We start from the raw sequence: 17,936 nt of genomic DNA on the forward strand, positions 1-17,936 counted from the left end.
GGGAGGGCACCGGCTTCGGGTGGGACGGTTACTGCATGACCGCCATGGCGAGCGCGCGCCGGGCACGCAGCGAGGCGCGCTCGGCCCGGCGCTGCATCCGCCGGGCGGTCGCCAGGCGCAGCGCCCGGCGTTCCCGCTCGGCGTCCCGCAGGCGCGTGTCCATATGCGCGCGTGCGAGGGCTTCTGGGATGAGTTGCATCTCGCGGGTCCTGTTCTGGCGCGAGTCCTTCGCACCGCTGGTCGTGATGTCTTCGGTCGCGGGGCCTGCGGGATCGGGGGTCGACGGCTTCATCGGGGCCTGCTTCTTGGGGTCGTGCGTGAGGGGACGGTCGATCGTTCCGGTGATGTTCATGCCGTGACCGGGTTCTTGCGCGGGCGGCCACGAGGCCGCTTCCGGGCGACGACGACTCCCTGGACGAACAGCTCGCCGCCCCAGACGCCCCACGGCTCGCGCCGCTCCTTGGCGCCGGCGAGGCATGCCTCGACCAACGGGCAGGTGCGGCAGAGGGACTTGGCGTACTCCACGTCCGCCGGGGACTCCGCGAAGAAGACCTCGGGGTCATAGGAACGGCAGGGCACGGGCACGCCGAGGTTCTCGATGGCGTCGTCGAGCGCGGTCAGCGCGGTGAGCGGGGTCAAGATGGGGTCCTTAGAGAGGCCGGGCTTGGGGATCGCTTCGGAAGGCGGTACGGACGGGGCGTGCGCTTCGAGTTGCACGGTCGGTCTTCCTCGTCTGGTCGTTCCGGCCGGTCGGCCGGGTGGCGGGGTACCGGGTTCTGTTGTCCCGAGGCTCCTTCGTGCTGCTCTCCTTGTCCGGGGAAAACAGAAGGGCCGCGGTTCCCGGGTGGGGTTCCGCGGCCCTGAAGGCGCCGGCCTGATCGAATCAGGCTGGATCACTCCAGGGGTCTGGCCCACGGAAGGCCCACATCTGGTGGTTCGTCGTCTGCTTGCGGAATCCGGCACCGGTCGCCGCGAAGGCATAGACCTGGGCCTGTGCCACCTCAGCCGCTTCCAGCGCCGTGGTCGGTCGCTCGTCACGCTCGCGGACAGGGAGGCCCGAAAGCACGACGGGGGAGACCGGGCGCACGGCGATGCCGGACAGACCGGTGCCCCGGTGGGAGACGTCGCTCACGCGCAGGGAGACGGCCTGGCAATCGGCCATTTTGGCGATGGTGCTGGTGTTGATGCTGATCACTGGGCTCGCCTCCTCTCGGCGTCTCGGGGGACTGGGGTGAAGCAGTCCGCGGATACACAAGTACAACACGGGCACAGGGCCTCCGGGAAGGCCACCGTTTCTCCGTGACCAAGAACCTATGGGGATTCCCGGGGCATGCGCAAACTATTTTCGCGTCGAGTTGGACTCAGTCCTCTCCGTCCGCTCCGGCGACCTCACGGCCCGCGCAGATCGACAGCACGTCGGCGCCGTAACGCTGCAGCTTGCGGGCTCCGACTCCGGGAATCCGGGCCAGGTCGCGTTCGTCGTCCGGGACGGACTCGGCGATCGCCATCAGCGTCTTGTCGGTGAAGACGCAGAACGCCGGCTGGCCGCTGCGCTCCGCCTGGATCTGGCGCCAGGCGCGCAGCCGCTCGTAGACGCCCTCGTCCATGTCGGTGGGGCAGTCCTCGCAGCGCATCAGCTTCATCTCGCCGGCGTCGGTGAGCGAGCGCCCGCAGACCCGGCAGCGGGCCGGTGTCCGCTGTCTGCGCCGTGGCACCTCGGCCACGGTGCCCGTCCGGTGGCCGCGCTCCACTCCGCCCGAGCCGCCGCCGGCCGGGGTGCGGTCGCCCGCCGTGGCCGTGCCGGGGCGCAGTCCCTTGAGGAACCGGCTCGGGCGGCGGCTCGCCCGTCCGCCGGGCGAGCGGGCGAGCGCCCAGGAGAGATGCAGTATCTGCCGGGCGCGGGTGACCCCGACGTAGAGGAGGCGGCGCTCCTCCTCGATCTGCTCGTCCGTCTTGGCGTAGCTGATCGGCATCATGCCCTCGGCGACGCCCACGAGGAAGACGACGTCCCACTCCAGTCCCTTGGCGGAGTGCAGGGAGGCGAGGGTGACGCCCTGGACGGTGGGGGCGTGCTGGGCGCCGGCCCGCTCGTCCAGCTCGGCGACGAGGTCGCCCAGGGTGGCGCCGGGCCGGGCGGCGGCGAAGTCCCGGGCGAGGTGGACCAGGGCGGCCAGCGACTCCCAGCGTTCCCGGACCGCGCCGGACCCGGCGGGGGGCTCGGGCGTCCACCCCTCCCCCGACAGCACGGCGCGCACCTGGGAGGGCAGGTCGACGGCGTCGTCGAGGAGGGAGTCGTTGCCGCCGAAGCGGGCCGCGCCGCGCAGGGCGATGCCCGCCTTGCGCACCTCGGGCCGGTCGAAGAACCGCTCGGCGCCCCGGAGCTGGTAGGGCACGCCGGCGTCGGCGAGGGCCTGTTCGTAGGTCTCGGACTGGGAGTTGGTGCGGAAGAGGACCGCGATCTCGGCGGGCGCGACCCCGGCGTCGACGAGTTCGCGGATGCGGCGGGCGGTGCCCTCGGCCTCGGCGGGCTCGTCGGCGTACTCGGTGAAGGCGGGCTCGGGGCCCGGGGGGCGCTGGGAGACCAGTTCCAGACGGTGGTCGGCGGCCCGTCCGTGGGCCTGGGCGAGCAGTCCGTTGGCGAGGTGGACGACCTGGGGGGTGGAGCGGTAGTCGCGGACCAGTTTGACGACGGTGGCGCCGGGGTGGCGGCTGCGGAAGTCGAGCAGGTGGTCCGGGGTGGCTCCGGTGAAGGAGTAGATGGTCTGGCTGGCGTCGCCGACCACGCACAGGTCGTCGCGGTCGCCGAGCCACAGCTCCAGCAGGCGCTGCTGGAGGGGGCTGACGTCCTGGTACTCGTCGACGACGAAGTGCTGGTACTGGGAGCGGACCTGCTCGGCGACGTCGTGCCGGTCCTGGAGGACGGCCACGGTCAGCAGCAGCACGTCCTCGAAGTCGATGACGCCCCGGCCGCGCTTGAGCTCCTCGTAGGCCGCGTAGAGCTGGGCGGTCTCCGCCGGGTCGCGGGGGGTCACGCGACCGGCCTTGGCCGCCGCGAGGACGTAGTCGGCGGGGACGGTCTGGGTGACCTTGGACCATTCGATCTCGGCGGTGGCGTCGCGCAGCTCACCGCGGTCGAGGCGGATGCGGCAGGCCGCGGCGGCGTCGGCGACGAGCTGGATCTTGCGGTCGACGAGCCGGGGCAGGGAGCCGCCGATCGCCTTCGGCCAGAAGTACTGGAGCTGGCGCAGGGCCGCCGAGTGGAAGGTGCGGGCCTGGACGCCGGCGGCGCCGAGCTGGCGCAGCCGGCCGCGCATCTCCCCGGCGGCCCGGTTGGTGAAGGTGACGGCGAGCACGCTGGAGGGCTGGAGGATGCCGGCGCGCACCCCGTAGGCGATGCGGTGGGTGATCGCCCGGGTCTTGCCGGTGCCGGCGCCCGCCAGCACGCACACCGGACCGCGCAGCGACGTGGCGACGGCGCGCTGTTCGGGGTCGAGCCCTTCGAGCACCGCGTCGGCAGAGTCCGGTGCCTGCGGGAAGAGGGTGGAGTGCGTTGCTGCTGTCACACGGCCATGCTGCCAGGTCGGGTGGGACGGGTGCGCCGGTTGTCCACAGGCACGGTCCGATGGTCGTACCGGCAGGGCCACGACCTGCCGTCCTTCCCACGGGCCCCTGCCCCTCGGCCCTGTCCCGCAGCACTTGCTCCGCGGCCCTTTCCCACTGGCCTTCCCCCTCGGCCCTCTCCCACGGACCGGCCTGCGAGGCCCCTCCGCCCTCCCGCCGGGCCCGTACCGCTCGCGGGAATGGCGGCGCCGTGCCGTACGTTCACTCTCTGCGAGCACGCAACCGCCGACCCGACGAAGGAGCACGAGAGACATGCCGGGCACTGTGACGATGTACAGCACCACGTGGTGTGGCTACTGCCGTCGGCTGAAGAGCCAGATGGACCGGGAGGGCATCGCCTACACCGAGATCAACATCGAGCACGACCCGGAGTCCGCCGCGTTCGTCGAGAAGGCGAACGGGGGCAACCAGACGGTGCCGACGCTCCGGGTGGTCCCCTCCACGGGTGGCGACGAGGTCGTCATGACCAACCCGAGCCTCGCCCAGGTGAAGCAGGCCCTGGCGATCTGACGCTCCCGCGCGCGGCGCCCCCTCCGGTCACGTACCGGAGGGGGCCGCGCTGTTTCCGGGGGCGTCCGGCCCGGCCGGGCCGCGTCCGGGGGCGTCTACACGAAGCTGCGGGTCGGCAGGGGCTTGCCGTACCACAGCTCGATCAGGCGGGCGGCGATCGAGATGCCGTAGGGCGGCAGCACCTCGCCGGACGCGAAGGCGGCGCTCAGGTCGTCGCGGGAGAACCAGCGGGCCTCGTGGATCTCGTCCCCGTCGACCTCGATCTCGGCGGAGACGGCACGCGCCATGAAGCCCAGCATGAGGCTGGACGGGAAGGGCCAGGGCTGGCTGGCGACGTACTCGACCGGGCCGACGGTGATGCCGACCTCCTCGTGCACCTCGCGGCGCACCGACTGCTCGACGGACTCACCGGGCTCGACGAAACCGGCGAGCGTCGAGAAGCGCCCCTCGGGCCAGTGCACCTGGCGGCCGAGCAGGATGCGGTCGTCCTCGTCGGTGACCGCCATGATCACGGCGGGGTCGGTGCGCGGGTAGTGCTCGGCGCCGCAGGCGGGGCAGCGGCGGATGTGCCCCGCCGCGGCGATGACGGTGCGCTCGCCGCAGCGGGAGCAGAAACGGTGCAGCCGCTGCCAGTTCTCCAGGGCGACCGCGTGGACCATCAGGCCCGCGTCGTGCGGGGAGAGCAGCAGCCCGGCCTCGCGCAGCCCCGCCGGGCGGGCGGACTGGTCCATGCGGCCGGGCAGGGAGTCCTTCTGCAGGGCGAAGTACCTGACACCGTCCTCGTCCGTGCCCAGGAAGTAGCGGTGGGCCTCGGTGAGCGGCGCCTCGAAGGACGGGGTCATGACGAGTTCGGTGCGGCCGTCCGGCGTCTCGTCGATGAGGACCTGGCCGCCGGAGACCACGAAGCAGCGGGTCGTGGGGTGACTCCACGCCGCGGCGAGCCACCCCTCGTCGAGCCGGTGGTGCACGGCGCGGTCGATGCCGCTCGGGGCGGTGAGCGAGATGGGTCGGTCGGCGGTGTGGTCGGTCCAGGTGGTCACGGGTGCTTCCAACTCCCCCGGGGCAACGGTTGGGTTCGGCAGGCGGTTCGGCGGTCGTACGGCGGTGGTGGACCGGGTCCGGGCGGGCGCGGTGGCGGGGCCGCCCTCCAGTGTGCCGCGCGGGCGGGCCACCGGGGACCCCGGCCCCGGTGGGCGGCCTGAGCCGTTCAGGGCGCGGACCGCCAGTGCTCGGCCAGGTCGCTCCACAGATAGGCGGAGGTCTCGGCGCCCTTGAGGAGCAGGTCCAGTTCGACCTTCTCGTCCGGGGCGTGCCAGCCGTCGGACGGGACGGAGACCCCGAGGAAGAGCACCGGCGCCCCGAGCACGTCCTGGAGGTCGGCGGCGGGTCCGGAGCCGCCCTCGCGGGTGAAGCGGACCGGGGTGCCGAAGGCGCGCTCCATGGCGCGGACGACGGAGCGCAGCGCCGGGTGATCCAGCGGGGTCAGGCAGGGCCTTGTGGCCGCCCCGAAGTCGATCTCGCAGCGGATGCCGGCGGGCACCTGCCCGGCGGCCCAGTCGCGGACGGCCTTCTCGACGTGGTCGGGGTCCTGGCCCGCGACCAGCCGGAAGGAGAGCTTCACCAGGGCGGAGGAGGGGATGATCGTCTTGTTGCCCGGCCCCTGGTAGCCGCCTCCGATGCCGTTGACCTCGGCGGTGGGGCGGGCCCAGACGCGTTCCAGGGTGGTGTGGTCGGCCTCGCCGTGGGTGGCGCGCGACGCGGCGGTGCGCAGCCACTCCTCCTCGTCGAAGGGCAGCTCGGCGAAGAGTTCGCGTTCGCGGTCGGTCAGCTCGATCACGCCGTCGTAGAAGCCGGGGACCGCCACGCGCGCGTGCTCGTCGTGCAGGGCGGCGACGAGGCGGGCGGCGGCCGTGGCGGGGTTGGGGACCGCGCCGCCGAAGGAGCCGGAGTGGATGTCCTGGTCGGGTCCGTACAGCCGGATCTCGCACTCGGCGAGGCCGCGCATGCCGGTGCAGACCGTGGGGGTGTCCTCGGACCACATGCCCGTGTCGGAGACGATCACGGCGTCGGCGGCGAGCCGCTCGGCCCGCTGCTCGACGAGCGCGCGGAAGTGCGGCGAGCCGGACTCCTCCTCGCCCTCGACGAGCAGCTTGAGGTTGACGGCCGGGGCGGTGCGGCCGGTCGCGGCGAGGTGGGCGCGGACGCCGAGGGTGTGGAAGAACACCTGTCCTTTGTCGTCGGCCGCCCCGCGCGCGTAGAGGCGGTTCCCGCGAACGACCGGCTCGAAGGGCTCGCTGTTCCAGCCGTCCTCGCGGGCGGCGGGCTGCACGTCGTGGTGGCCGTAGACGAGGACGGTGGGCGCCTCGGGGTCGTCGGAGGGCCACTCGGCGTAGACGGCGGGGGCGCCCTCGGTGGGCCAGACCTCGACGGCCGGGAAACCGGTGTCCCGGAGCTCGGCGGCGAGCCAGTCGGCGCTGCGGCGTACATCGCCCGCGTGGTGCGGCTGGGCCGACACGGAGGGGATGCGCAGCCATGCGGCGAGGCGGTCGAGGAAGAGCGAACGGTGCTCTTCGATGTACGCGCGGACGGCGCTGTCCGGGGTCTGGCTCATGCTCACGAGCCTATCGGCCTCCGGGGGCGGCCCCGGCGTGCGGTTCGTCACCGGGCGGCTCGGGCGCCAGCAGCTCCTCCAGGGCCTGCCGGTCGGGCAGTGCGGCGGGGCGTACGACCTCGCCGGTGCGGACGTGGAGGAAGGCCGCCGTGACCGATTCCAGGGGGACGCGCACTTGCTCGGACCAGGCGAGGCGGTAGACGGCGAGCTGGAGCGGGTCCGCGCCGCCCTCGCGGCCGGTCTTCCAGTCGACGATCTCGTACGTCGCCCCGGGACCGTCGCCCTCCTTGTACACGGCGTCGATCCGGCCGCGCACGACCCGTCCGGCGAGCGCGAGCTGGAAGGGCGCCTCGACCCGGTAGGGGGTGCGGCGCGCGTACTCGGTGCGTTCGAAGGCGTCCTTGAGGAAGGCCAGGTCCTGTTCGTCGGCGATCTCGGCGTCGTTGCCGGGCAGGTCCTCCGGTTCCAGCAGGGGCAGGGTCAGGGCCTCGAAGCGGGCCTCGATCCAGGCGTGGAAGCGGGTGCCTCGGCGGGCGGCGGGCTGGGGCGGGCGGGGCATGGGGCGGGCCAGCTCCTGGGCGAAGCCGTCCGGGTCGGCGGCCAGCCGCAGCAGCTCGGAGGCGGTGAGGGAGGCGGGCAGGGGCACGGCGGTGACCGTGCGGCGGGCGCGCAGCAGCTCACCGGTGAGGGCGTCGAGGTCACGGTCCCAGGAGGCGACGGTGCGGGCCTCCTCCGGGGTGAGCCGGGGGTCGGCCGGCCCGTCCGGGCGGGGAGCCTCGGGGGGCTCGTCCGACGGCGGGGCCGTCGCCTGGTGCGGGACGGTGGGGCGGCGGTCGCCGGGTGCCGGGGCGGCGGGGCGGGCGGTGCTCCAGGAGTCCCAGGCGGCGGGGTCGTCTTCGGCGCGGGGTGCTTCGTAGTCGACGTACTCGCCGTGATCGCCGTACTCGTCACGATCGTCGTACTCACCGTGATCGCCGTACTCGCCGTACTCGCCGTGAGCCGGTGGGGCCGGTTCCTCGGCCTCTTCCTCCTCCTCGTCCTCCGGGGGCGGGGGCCAGTCCGGGGTGTCGTGGGCGTCGGGGTCGTGCACGGCGGCCGGGCGGCCGGTCTCGGCGGCGGCGAGGGCGTCGAGGTGGGCGAGGACCGTGCCGGCTGCGGCGCGGCGCCGGACGAGGGCCGCCTCGTCCAGGGGCAGCGGCCAGACCTGGTCGGCGTCGGTGCGTCCCAGGGCCGGGTTCTCCTCGTCCTCGGCGGGTTTGTCCGCCCACACCTCGATCTCGCCGTGCCCGGCGGCGCAGTGGTCGTGCAGGGCCCGGAGGAAGTCGGAGGGGCCGCGGGGCTTCTTCTGGCTGGGCCCCCACCAGTGGCCGGAGCCGAGCAGCAGGGAGCGGGGCCGGGTGAAGGTGACGTAGCCGAGGCGGAGTTCCTCGGTGTGCTGGTGCTCCTTCATCGCGGCGTGGAAGCCCTTCAGCCCCTTGGCGTCGAAGGCGTCCACGTCCGGCAGCGTGTCGGCGTCGCCGCGCAGCGCGTGCGGCAGCACCTTGCCCTGGGCGGTCCACTTCTCCCGGCCCTGTCCGCTGGGGAAAGTGCCGCTGACCAGACCGGGGACGGCCACGATGTCCCACTCCAGGCCCTTCGACTTGTGCGCGGTGAGCACCTTGACGGTGTTCTCGCCGCCCGGCAGCGCGTTGTCGAGGCCCTTCTCGTACTGCGCGGCGGTGCGCAGGAAGCCGAGGAAGGCGAGCAGGGTGGCCTGCCCGTCGCTCGCTGCGAAGGAGGCGGCGACGTCCAGGAAGTTCGACAGGGTCTCGCGGCGGCGGGCGGCCAGCGCGTGCGGGGAGGCGGACAGCTCGACCTCCAGGCCGGTCACGGCGAGGACCCGGTGCAGGACGTCCATCAGCGGGTCGGCCAGCGCGCGGCGCAGATCGCGCAGTTCGGCGGCGAGCCGGGCGAACCGGACGCGGGCCTCCGGCGAGAAGGGCAGTCCGTCCTCGCCGGTGCCGTCCAGCGGCGTGTCCAGGAAGGTGTCGAGGGCGTCCGCGAGGGATATCACCTCGGACGGGTCGACGCCCTCGACGGCCGCGGCGAGCCGGCGGTCGGGGTCGTCCTCGCCGTCCACGCGCGCGTGGGCCACGAGGAACCGGGCCCGCCGCCCCAGGAGGGCGAGGTCGCGCGGGCCGATGCGCCAGCGCGGGCCGGTGAGCAGCCGGACCAGGGAGGCGTTGGCACCGGGGTCCTGGAGGACTTCGCAGACGGCGACGAGGTCGGCCACCTCGGGCAGGTGCAGCAGCCCGGAGAGGCCGACGACCTCCACGGGGACGTCGCGCGCGACCAGGGCGCCCTGGATCTCGGCGAAGTCGGTCGCGGTGCGGCACAGGACGGCGATCTCCCCCGGCGGGGTGCCGGTGCGGACGTGGTGGGCGACGGAGTCCGCGATCCAGTCGATCTCCTCGGCGTGGGTGTGCAGGAGGGCGCAGCGGACCACGCCGTCCCGTTCGGCGCCGGGGGCGGGCCGGAGGGCCTCAACGCCCGCGTGCATGGCGCGCAGGGGTGCGGCGAGGCCGTTGGCGAGGTCGAGGAGGCGCCCGCCGCTGCGGCGGTTCTCGCTGAGCGCCTGGCGGGTGGCGGGGCGGCCGTCGGCGTGGGCGAAGTGCTCGGGGAAGTCGTCGAGGTTGGCGACGGAGGCGCCGCGCCAGCCGTAGATCGCCTGGCAGGGGTCGCCGACGGCGGTCACGGGGTGGCCGGTGCCGCCGCCGAACAGGCCCGCCAGCAGGATGCGCTGGGCGACCGAGGTGTCCTGGTACTCGTCGAGCAGCACCACCCGGAACTCCTCGCGCAGCACCCGGCCGACCTCGGCGAGTCCGGCGAGCCGCGCGGACAGGGCGATCTGGTCGCCGAAGTCGAGGAGGTCGCGTTCGCGTTTGGCGTCCCGGTAGCGGATGACGAGGTCGGCGAGTTCCCGGCGGGCCGCGGCGGCCTCGGGGACCTTGCGCAGGTCGGCGTTGGTGAGCTTGGTGTCCCGGAGGGTGTCCAGGAGGACGGCGTCCCAGTCGCGCAGGTCCTCGGGGCGGACCAGGTGTTCGGAGAGTTCGGCGTCGAGCGCGAGGAGGTCGGCGACGAGGTCGGCGAAGGAGCGGGTGAGGGCCGGGTACGGACCGGGGGCCTCGCGCAGGACCCGGGCGGCGAGCTGGTAGCGGGTGGCGTCGGCGAGCAGGCGGGAGCTGGGTTCGAGCCCGAGGCGCAGCCCGTGGTCGGTGAGCAGGCGGCCCGCGAAGGCGTGGTACGTGGAGATGACCGGCTCGCCCGGTGGATGGTCCGGGTCGATCACGTCGGGGTCGGTGACGCCGGCCCGGACGAGCGCCTTGCGGACGCGTTCGGCGAGTTCGCCGGCGGCCTTGTTGGTGAAGGTGAGTCCGAGCACCTGTTCCGGGGCGACCTGTCCGGTGCCGACCAGCCACACGACGCGGGCGGCCATCACCGTCGTCTTGCCCGAACCGGCCCCGGCCACGATCACCTGCGGGGCGGGCGGCGCGACGACGCAGGCCATCTGCTCCGGGGTGAAGGGGATGCCGAGCAACTCCTTGAGCTGCTCGGGATCGGTGATGGGGGCGGGCATGTCACAGAGGCTATCCGCGGGCACCGACAACGACGGGACGGGCGGTCGCCGGACGCCGGGCGCCCGGTGCGCGGGGCCCGGTGCGCGACGCCCGGTGCTCGGCGCCCGATGCGCGGCGGCCCGCGCCGGGCCGGCCGGGCGCGCACGGCAGCTCCCGGTGGCGCCCGTGGTCGGTACACCTAGTCCACGACGTGCCGTCCCTCCGGGCGGGCGCTGCACGAGGCTCGGAAGGAACAGTGCGTGCAGTGCTGTCCCTCGGTGGGGGTGAACCGCTCGTCCAGGACCTTGCCGGCCGCCGTGGCCAGCAGGTCGCCGACCCAGCCGTCCCCGTCCCCGCTCGCGTCGAGCGGTTCCTGTCCCTGCACCTTGGGCAGCGTCTCGCCGCCGTCCTTGCGGGCCGCGCCCTGCCGGAGCTGGACGAGTTCCGCGCCGCCCGGCTCGGGGCGTACTCCGTCGAAGACCTCGTCGACGGCGCCCTCGCGGACGGCGAGCTGGTAGACGGCGAGCTGGGGGTGGCGGGCCACCTCGGCGGCGGTGGGGGCCTGTTTGCCCGTCTTGAAGTCGACGACGTAGGCGCGGCCGTCGCCGTCCGCCTCGACCCGGTCCATCTGGCCCCGGATGCGCACCTCGTACTCTCCGGCGCCGAGGGTCACGTCGAAGTCGTGCTCGCTCGCCACCGGGGTGCGTCCGGTCCGGTCCAGCACGTGCCAGCGCAGGAAGCGTTCGAGCGCCACGCGCGCGTTGGCCTTCTCCTGCGCCGACTTCCACGGCGCGTCGAAGGCGAGCGCGTTCCACACCGAGTCCAGGCGCTCCATGAGGACGTCGAGGTCGGCGGCGGTGTGCCCGGAGGCGACCTCGTCGGCGAGGACGTGCACCACGTTGCCGAAGCCCTGGGCGGCGGTGGCGGGCGCGTCGGCCTTCACCTCGCGGCCGAGGAACCACTGGAGGGCGCAGGTGTTGGCCAGTTGGTCGAGGGCGCTGCCGGAGAGGGCGACGGGCCGGTCGCGGTCGCGCAGCGGCACCCTGCTCTCGGTCGGGTCCCACATGCCCCACCAGCGGTGGGGGTGGGCCGCCGGCACCAGGGGGCGTCCGTCCTCGTCGGCGACGGCGGCGAGGCGGGCCAGGCGGTGGGCGGCGGCCTGCCGCAGCGGTTCGGAGACACGCGGGTCGACCGTGGTGGCGCGCAGTTCGGCGACGAGCGCGGCGACCGCGAGGGGCCGCCGGGGGCGTCCGGTCACGTCGTGCGGGGTGACGCCGAGTTCGGTCAGGAAGCGGGAGGGCTGGTCGCCGTCGTCGGCCGGGGCCTTCACGGCGGTCACGACGAGGCGTTCTCGCGCGCGCGTGGCGGCCACGTAGAACAGGCGGCGTTCCTCGGCTAGCAGCGCTCCCGGGGTGAGGGGTTCGGCGAGGCCGTCGCGGCCGATCCGGTCGGCCTCCAGCAGGGAGCCGCGGCGGCGCAGGTCCGGCCAGAGCCCTTCTTGGACGCCGGCGACGACGACGAGGCTCCACTCCAGGCCCTTCGCGCGGTGCGCGGTCATCAGGCGGACCGCTTCCGGGCGTACGGCACGCCGGGTGAGCGTGTCGGCGGCGATGTCCTCGGCGTCGATCTCCGCCAGGAAGTTCAGCGCGCCCCGGCCGCCGGTGCGCTCCTCCGCGCGGGCGGCGGTCGCGAAGAGGGCGCAGACGGCGTCGAGGTCACGGTCGGCGTTGCGGCCCGCCGCGCCTCCCCTGCGGGAGGCCCGCTCCAGGCGTCCGGGCCAGGGCGTGCCGTCCCACAGGTCCCACAGGGCCTCCTCGGCGCTGCCGCCGCCCGCCAGCCGCTCCCGGGCCTTGCGGAGGAGTGCGCCGAGCCGCTGGGCGCCGCGCGCGTACGCCGGGTCGTGCACGGCGAGCCGCTCGGGCTCGGCCAGGGCGCGGGCGAGCAGGACGTCGGAGGGCGGGGGGAAGGCGTTGCCTGCGGCGCGCTCCTCCTCGCGCAGGGCGCGGCCCAGTCGGCGCAGGTCGGCGGCGTCCATGCCGGCGAGCGGGGAGGTGAGCAGGGTGAGCGCGGTCTCGGTGCCGAGCCAGCAGTCGGCCTGCCCGGCGGGCTCGGCCCGCTCGGCGTCGTTGCCCGGCCCGGGGGGCTCGGCCCGCTCGGGGTCGTCCTCGTGCTCGGCGGGTCCGCCGTCGTCGGCCCCCGGGTGTCCCGGCCCGTCGCCGGGCTCGGAGGGCTCGGGGGACTCGGAGGACTCGTGGGACTCGTGGGACTCGTGGGATGCGGGCCGCTCAGACTCAGACTGCTCAGACTCAGACTGCTCGCATACGGGCTGCTCGGACACGGTCCGCTCAGGCAGCGTGAGGTCCGCGACGCGCCCGGACCGCCCCGACCGCTCCCCGCCGTCGACACGCGCGTCGGCCGGGGGCTCGGCGTCCCCCGTGTCGCCGTTCCCGCCCTCGGGCGTGTCGCCCCCGGTGCCGCCGGAATCCGCCCCGCGCGTGTCGCCGTCCTCCACTCCCCCGGCCCGGGACCCCGGCCCACCCCCGGAACGCGCCGCCTCGGCCGCGGCCACCGCCCGCAGGGCCGTCAGCAGCGGTGCCACCGCCGGTTCGTGGCGCAGGGGCAGATCGTCGCCGTCGATGTCCAGGGGCACCCCGGCCGCGGTGAGGGCACGGCGGACGGCCGGGATGGACCGGCCGCCGGCGCGCACCAGCACCGCCATGCGGCTCCACGGCACACCGTCCTCCAGGTGGGCGCGGCGCAGGATGTCGGCGATGTTGTCCAGCTCCGTACCGGGCGTCGGGTACGTGTACACCTCGACGCGCCCGCCGTCCCGTACCGGGGTCAGCTCGCGGTGGGCCCGCGCCTTGTCGGCGGGGAGCCGGTTCAGCGGCATCCGCTGGGTGAGCAGCCGGGTGGCGGTGAGCAGTCCGGCCCCGGAGCGGCGGGCGGTGCGCAGGACCTCGACGGGCGCCGGACGGCCGTCCGCGCGCGGGAAGGCGTGCGGGAACTCCAGGATGCCGTTGACGTCCGCGCCCCGGAACGCGTAGATCGACTGGTCGGGGTCGCCGAAGGCGACCAGGGTGCGTCCGCCGCCGGCCAGGGCGCGCAGCAGCCGCACCTGGGCCGGGTCGGTGTCCTGGTACTCGTCGACGTAGACCGCGTCGTAGCAGGCGGCCAGCCGGGCTGCGACCTCGGGACGGCGGGCGAGGAGCACCGCGCGGTGGACCAGTTCGGCGTAGTCGAGCACGCCCTGGAGGTCGAGCACGTCCAGGTACTCGGCGAGGAAGGCGGCGGCGGCGTGCCAGTCGGGGCGGCCGATGCTCCGGGCGAAGGCCGCCAGCGCGTCCGGCGCGAGGCCCAGCTCGCGACTGCGGGCGAGGACCGCGCGCACCTCGTCGGCGAACCCGCGCGTGGTCAGGCAGGCGCGCAGGTCGTCGGGCCAGCGCACGTGCGCGAGGCCGAGCCGTTCCAGGTCGCGCTGGCCGGCCAGCAGCTCGCGCACGGTCACGTCCTGCTCGGGTCCGGAGAGCAGCCGCAGCGGCTCGGCGAACAGATCGCTGTCCTGGTGGGAACGGACGAGGGCGTAGCCGAAGGAGTGAAAAGTGGTCGCCCGGGGGGCGCGCGCGGCCCCGATGCGCAACGCCATCCGGTCGCGCAGTTCCACCGCCGCCTTGCGGCTGAAGGTCAGCACCAGGACGCGTTCGGGGTCGCCGCCCCGGGCGATCCGGTCGGCGACGGACTCGACGAGGGTGGTCGTCTTGCCGGTGCCGGGCCCGGCGAGAACGAGCAGCGGCCCGCCACGGTGGTCAACCACGGCGCGCTGGGCCGCGTCCAGACGAGGGGGGTCCCTGCGCTCCGGAGGGGTACGAACCAGTCGGTAGGCGCCACGGCTCCCCCGTCGCGCCTGGGGGTGCGACGGCTGTCGGGTGGAGGAAGAGGAGCTCACGTGGTTCGCCGGTCCTGGTGGGTGTGCTGGTGGGCCGTCCGTCCCGAGGGTGCGGCGGTGGCCCGGGGATGAGCGGCACGCGCGCGGCCGACGCTACGCCGACGGACCGGGCGGAAGCAGGGCTTCCCCTTCATCCCCCGGGTCGCTCCGGGCGCACGTGCCTCTCGCCCCACGAACGTACGTCATGCCACGGACGTGCCCGATGTGCCCCGTTTCCCTCGTACGGATCACCGGCCCCACCACGGCCCGCCGGATGGCGGAAGCTGTCAGGTGTGACCCTGCGCGTGCTCGCCCCCGTCCCACCGCGCCCGTCTCAGGTCGAGACGCGGCATGCGGGCCCGCGTCGCCGGGCCGGCCTCCCTCAGGGGGGTGCCCTCCGCCCGGTAGTGGGCGAGGGCGTCGCGTTCGTGGCCGGCGAGCAGGACACCGTCGGCGCGGACCACGCGCCACCACGGCACGCCTCCCCCGTAGAGGGACATCACGCGCCCGACCTGCCGGGGGCCTCCCTCCTGAAGCCACTCGGCGACGTCCCCGTAGGTCATGACGCGGCCCGGCGGGATCAGCTCGGCGACGTCGAGCACCCGCTCGGCGTACTCGGGCAGCGCGGGGGCGTCGTCCGGAAGGCTCTGCTCGCTCACCCGGCCCATCCTGCCCCACCCCACCGACAACCCGGGGTGCTCCCGGCGGCCCGTCTCCCTCCCCCGGACGCGGGGCTTCGGGCAGACTGTGCCGCCCGCGCGGGCACCCTGATGCGCCCGGACGCCGAGGCGGCATGCCACCATCGTGCGGGCGGTGACCGGTGATACGAGAGCAAGAAGAGGCGATGAAACAGCAGGGTGCGCACTCCGAGGGAGCCGACGGCACCGCTGACGCCTCGCCACGCCCGGACACCGCCGGCCCGGATGCCACGCGGGGCGGGAGCGGCACGAGCGGCGCTCACGTCGAGGACGGCGCGAACGGCCCGAACGCCCGGGGAAGGGCGGGGAAGGCCGGGAGATCCGGCGAACCCGCGGCCGGGCACCGTTCGGCTACCGCCGCCGACCCGGAAGACGTGACCCACATCGACGAGGTCGAGGGTGACGAACCGCTGCTCCCCGCGCGCGTGCACCGTCCCTCCGACCTGATGCGGCTCCTGGTGGGCGTGCTCGCCGTCGGCGTGCTCCTCGCCGTCGCCGCCTTCGCGCACGGCACCACCTCCGGGCTCGAACAGGACATCAACAAGGGCACCGGCCAGGCACCCGACCTGCTCATCAAGATCGCGGGTCTGGCCTCCAGCATCGCGATCCTCCTGGTGCCCGTCGCCTTCGCCATCGAGCGGCTGATCAAACGCGACGGGCTGCGCATCGCCGACGGCGTCCTCGCGGCGGTCCTCGCGCACGGGGTGACGCTCGCCACCGACCTGTGGGTCGCCAAGGGGGCCCCGGGCTCCATCCAGGAGGCGCTGACGCAGCCCTCCCCGGGCGACATGCACGCGCTCACCGATCCCGTCCACGGCTATCTGGCGCCCGTGATCGCCTACATGACGGCCGTCGGCATGTCCCGCAGACCCCGCTGGCGCGCGGTGCTGTGGATCGTGCTGCTCCTGGACGCCTTCTCGATGCTGGTCACGGGCTACACCACCCCGTTCTCGATCATCCTGACGATCCTCATCGGCTGGACCGTGGCCTACGGGACGCTGTACGCGGTCGGCTCCCCCAACATCCGCCCCACCGGGCGCACCCTGATGGCGGGCCTGCGCACCGTCGGCTTCCACCCGGTGACCGCCGCCCGCGAGGAGATGCCCGCGGACAGCACCGAGACCGGGGACCGCGGCCGGCGGTATTTCGTCACCCTGGAGGACGGCCGTCCCCTGGACGTCACGGTGGTGGACCGGGAACAACAGGCACAGGGCTTCTTCTACCGGGCGTGGCGCAACCTGACGCTGCGCGGCTTCGCCACCCGCAGCAGCCTGCCGTCCCTGCGGCAGGCCCTGGAGCAGGAGGCGCTGCTCGCCTACGCGGCCATCGCGGCCGGCGCCAACGCGCCCAAGCTGATCGCCACGTCCGAACTGGGCCCCGACGCGGTGATGCTGGTCTACGAGCACACCGGCGGGCGCACCCTCGACTCGCTGCCGGACGAGGAGATCACCGACGGTCTGCTGCGCGACACCTGGGAACAGGTCCGCGCCCTCCAGTCCCGGCGCATCGCCCACCGCAGGCTGGTGGGGGACGCGATCCTGGTGGATCGTTCCGGCACGGTGATCATCACCGATCTGCGCATCGGCGAGATCGCGGCGGGCGATCTGCTGCTGCGCATGGACATCTCGCAGCTCCTCGTGACGCTCGGGCTGCGGGTCGGCGCCGAACGCGCGGTCGCCTCCGCGGTGGGCGTCCTCGGCCCGGACGCGGTCGCGGACTGCCTGCCGATGCTCCAGCCGATCGCCCTCAGCCGCTCCACCCGCGCGACGCTGCGCCGACTGGCCAGGGAGCGCTCCGAGCGCGAGCGGGAAGCCGTGCTGGAGGCGTCCCGGCAGGCCAAGCTGGCCCGCACGGAGGCGGCCGGCGACGAGGCCGCCGCGACCGGGAAGCCGGACAAGAAGGCCGTCCGCGCCGAGCAGCGGGCCGAGAAGCGGGCGCTGGACGAGGCGATGGACGGGGCGCGCGAGGAAGACCTGCTGACGCAGATCCGGCACGCGGTGCTCCGTATCCGGCCCCAGGCGCCCGTGGAGCCGGCCCGGCTGGAACGGGTGCGTCCGCGCACGCTGATCAGCTTCATCGCGGGCGCGATCGGCGCGTACTTCCTGCTGACGCAGCTCACCCACATCGAGTTCGGCGCGCTGATCGAGAACGCCCAGTGGGGGTGGGTCGCGGCGGCCGTGCTCTTCTCGGCGGCCACCTATTTCGCCGCCGCGATGGCCCTCCTGGGGTTCGTTCCCGAGCGGGTGCCGTTCGTGCGGACGGTGGCGGCGCAGGTGGCCGGGTCGTTCGTGAAGATCGTCGCCCCGGCGGCGGTCGGCGGGGTCGCGCTGAACACACGGTTCCTGCAACGCGCCGGGGTGCGTCCCGGGCTCGCGGTGGCGAGTGTCGGCGCGTCGCAGCTCTTCGGACTGGGCTGCCACATCCTGATGCTGCTCTCCTTCGGCTATCTGACCGGCACCGAGAAAACGCCGTCGCTGTCACCCTCCCGGACGGTCATCGCCGGGCTGTTGACGGTGGCGGTGCTCGTCCTCGTGGTGACGTCGGTGCCCTTCCTGCGGAAATTCGTCGTCACGCGCGTGCGGTCGCTCTTCGCCGGGGTCGTGCCGCGCATGCTGGACGTGCTCCAGCGTCCGCAGAAGCTGGTCACCGGCATCGGCGGCATGCTGCTGCTCACCGCGTGCTTCGTGATGTGCCTGGACGCCTCGATCCGGGCCTTCGGCGACGAGTCGTCGTCGATCAGCCTGGCGAGCGTCGCCGTGGTCTTCCTCGCGGGCAACGCGCTCGGTTCCGCCGCGCCGACGCCGGGCGGTGTGGGCGCGGTCGAGGCGACGCTGACGGTGGGTCTCATCGCGGTCGGACTGCCCAAGGAGGTGGCGGCGCCGGCGGTGCTGCTGTTCCGGCTGCTCACGCTGTGGCTGCCGGTGCTCCCGGGCTGGCTGGCCTTCAACCACCTCTCCCGCAAGCAGGCCCTGTAG

General features: G+C 74.2%; 11 protein-coding genes. 2 read left to right on the forward strand and 9 right to left on the reverse strand.

Translation table 11 applies throughout. The features are described from left to right. Positions 1 to 28: 28 nt before the first annotated feature. The 4 genes from J5Y05_RS17720 to J5Y05_RS17735 all read right to left on the reverse strand — a co-directional run bounded on the left by J5Y05_RS17720 (position 29) and on the right by J5Y05_RS17735 (position 3,563). A complete protein-coding gene (locus J5Y05_RS17720; RefSeq protein WP_210873513.1) occupies positions 29 to 352 on the reverse strand; it encodes a putative WhiB-interacting protein in 324 nt (107 codons plus the stop codon). Then, positions 349 to 717 (reverse strand): WhiB family transcriptional regulator, encoded by a 369-nt coding sequence (locus J5Y05_RS17725; protein WP_210873515.1) that lies wholly within the window; start codon positions 715 to 717, stop codon positions 349 to 351. Before J5Y05_RS17725 ends, J5Y05_RS17720 begins: the two co-directional genes overlap by 4 nt. A gap of 166 nt (positions 718 to 883) precedes the next feature. Then, a complete protein-coding gene (locus tag J5Y05_RS17730; protein ID WP_210873517.1) occupies positions 884 to 1,195 on the reverse strand; it encodes a hypothetical protein in 312 nt (103 codons plus the stop codon). Between the two features lie 166 nt (positions 1,196 to 1,361). Further along, positions 1,362 to 3,563, reverse strand: a complete 2,202-nt coding sequence (locus J5Y05_RS17735; protein ID WP_307853966.1) for an ATP-dependent DNA helicase UvrD2 — start codon at positions 3,561 to 3,563, stop codon at positions 1,362 to 1,364. 310 nt (positions 3,564 to 3,873) lie between these two features. Between J5Y05_RS17735 and J5Y05_RS17740 the strand changes: the two genes are divergently transcribed. Further along, a complete protein-coding gene (locus J5Y05_RS17740) occupies positions 3,874 to 4,131 on the forward strand; it encodes a mycoredoxin (RefSeq protein WP_030419118.1) in 258 nt (85 codons plus the stop codon). A 95-nt stretch (positions 4,132 to 4,226) separates the two neighbouring features. Here J5Y05_RS17740 and nudC read toward each other — a convergent pair whose 3' ends face one another. From nudC to J5Y05_RS17765, 5 genes are all read right to left on the reverse strand, one after another. Then, positions 4,227 to 5,171 (reverse strand): NAD(+) diphosphatase, encoded by a 945-nt coding sequence (nudC, locus tag J5Y05_RS17745; RefSeq protein WP_210873519.1) that lies wholly within the window; start codon positions 5,169 to 5,171, stop codon positions 4,227 to 4,229. A 167-nt stretch (positions 5,172 to 5,338) separates the two neighbouring features. Further along, positions 5,339 to 6,742 (reverse strand): dipeptidase, encoded by a 1,404-nt coding sequence (locus J5Y05_RS17750; RefSeq protein WP_210873521.1) that lies wholly within the window; start codon positions 6,740 to 6,742, stop codon positions 5,339 to 5,341. Positions 6,743 to 6,752: 10 nt separating this feature from the next. Then, positions 6,753 to 10,358, reverse strand: a complete 3,606-nt coding sequence (locus J5Y05_RS17755) for an ATP-dependent helicase (RefSeq protein ID WP_210873523.1) — start codon at positions 10,356 to 10,358, stop codon at positions 6,753 to 6,755. Positions 10,359 to 10,537: 179 nt separating this feature from the next. Then, positions 10,538 to 14,284: an ATP-dependent helicase gene (locus J5Y05_RS17760; protein ID WP_210873525.1), complete on the reverse strand. Its 3,747-nt coding sequence runs from the start codon at positions 14,282 to 14,284 to the stop codon at positions 10,538 to 10,540. A gap of 266 nt (positions 14,285 to 14,550) precedes the next feature. Continuing rightward, positions 14,551 to 14,922, reverse strand: a complete 372-nt coding sequence (locus J5Y05_RS17765; protein WP_307853967.1) for an MGMT family protein — start codon at positions 14,920 to 14,922, stop codon at positions 14,551 to 14,553. 185 nt (positions 14,923 to 15,107) lie between these two features. On the opposite strand from J5Y05_RS17765, the gene J5Y05_RS17770 reads away from it, so the two are divergent. Beyond that, positions 15,108 to 17,936, forward strand: coding sequence for a lysylphosphatidylglycerol synthase transmembrane domain-containing protein (locus J5Y05_RS17770; protein WP_210873529.1), 2,829 nt, complete (start codon positions 15,108 to 15,110; stop codon positions 17,934 to 17,936).

This window comes from Streptomyces tagetis (assembly GCF_018069565.1).
GTDB classification, from domain to species: domain Bacteria; phylum Actinomycetota; class Actinomycetes; order Streptomycetales; family Streptomycetaceae; genus Streptomyces; species Streptomyces tagetis.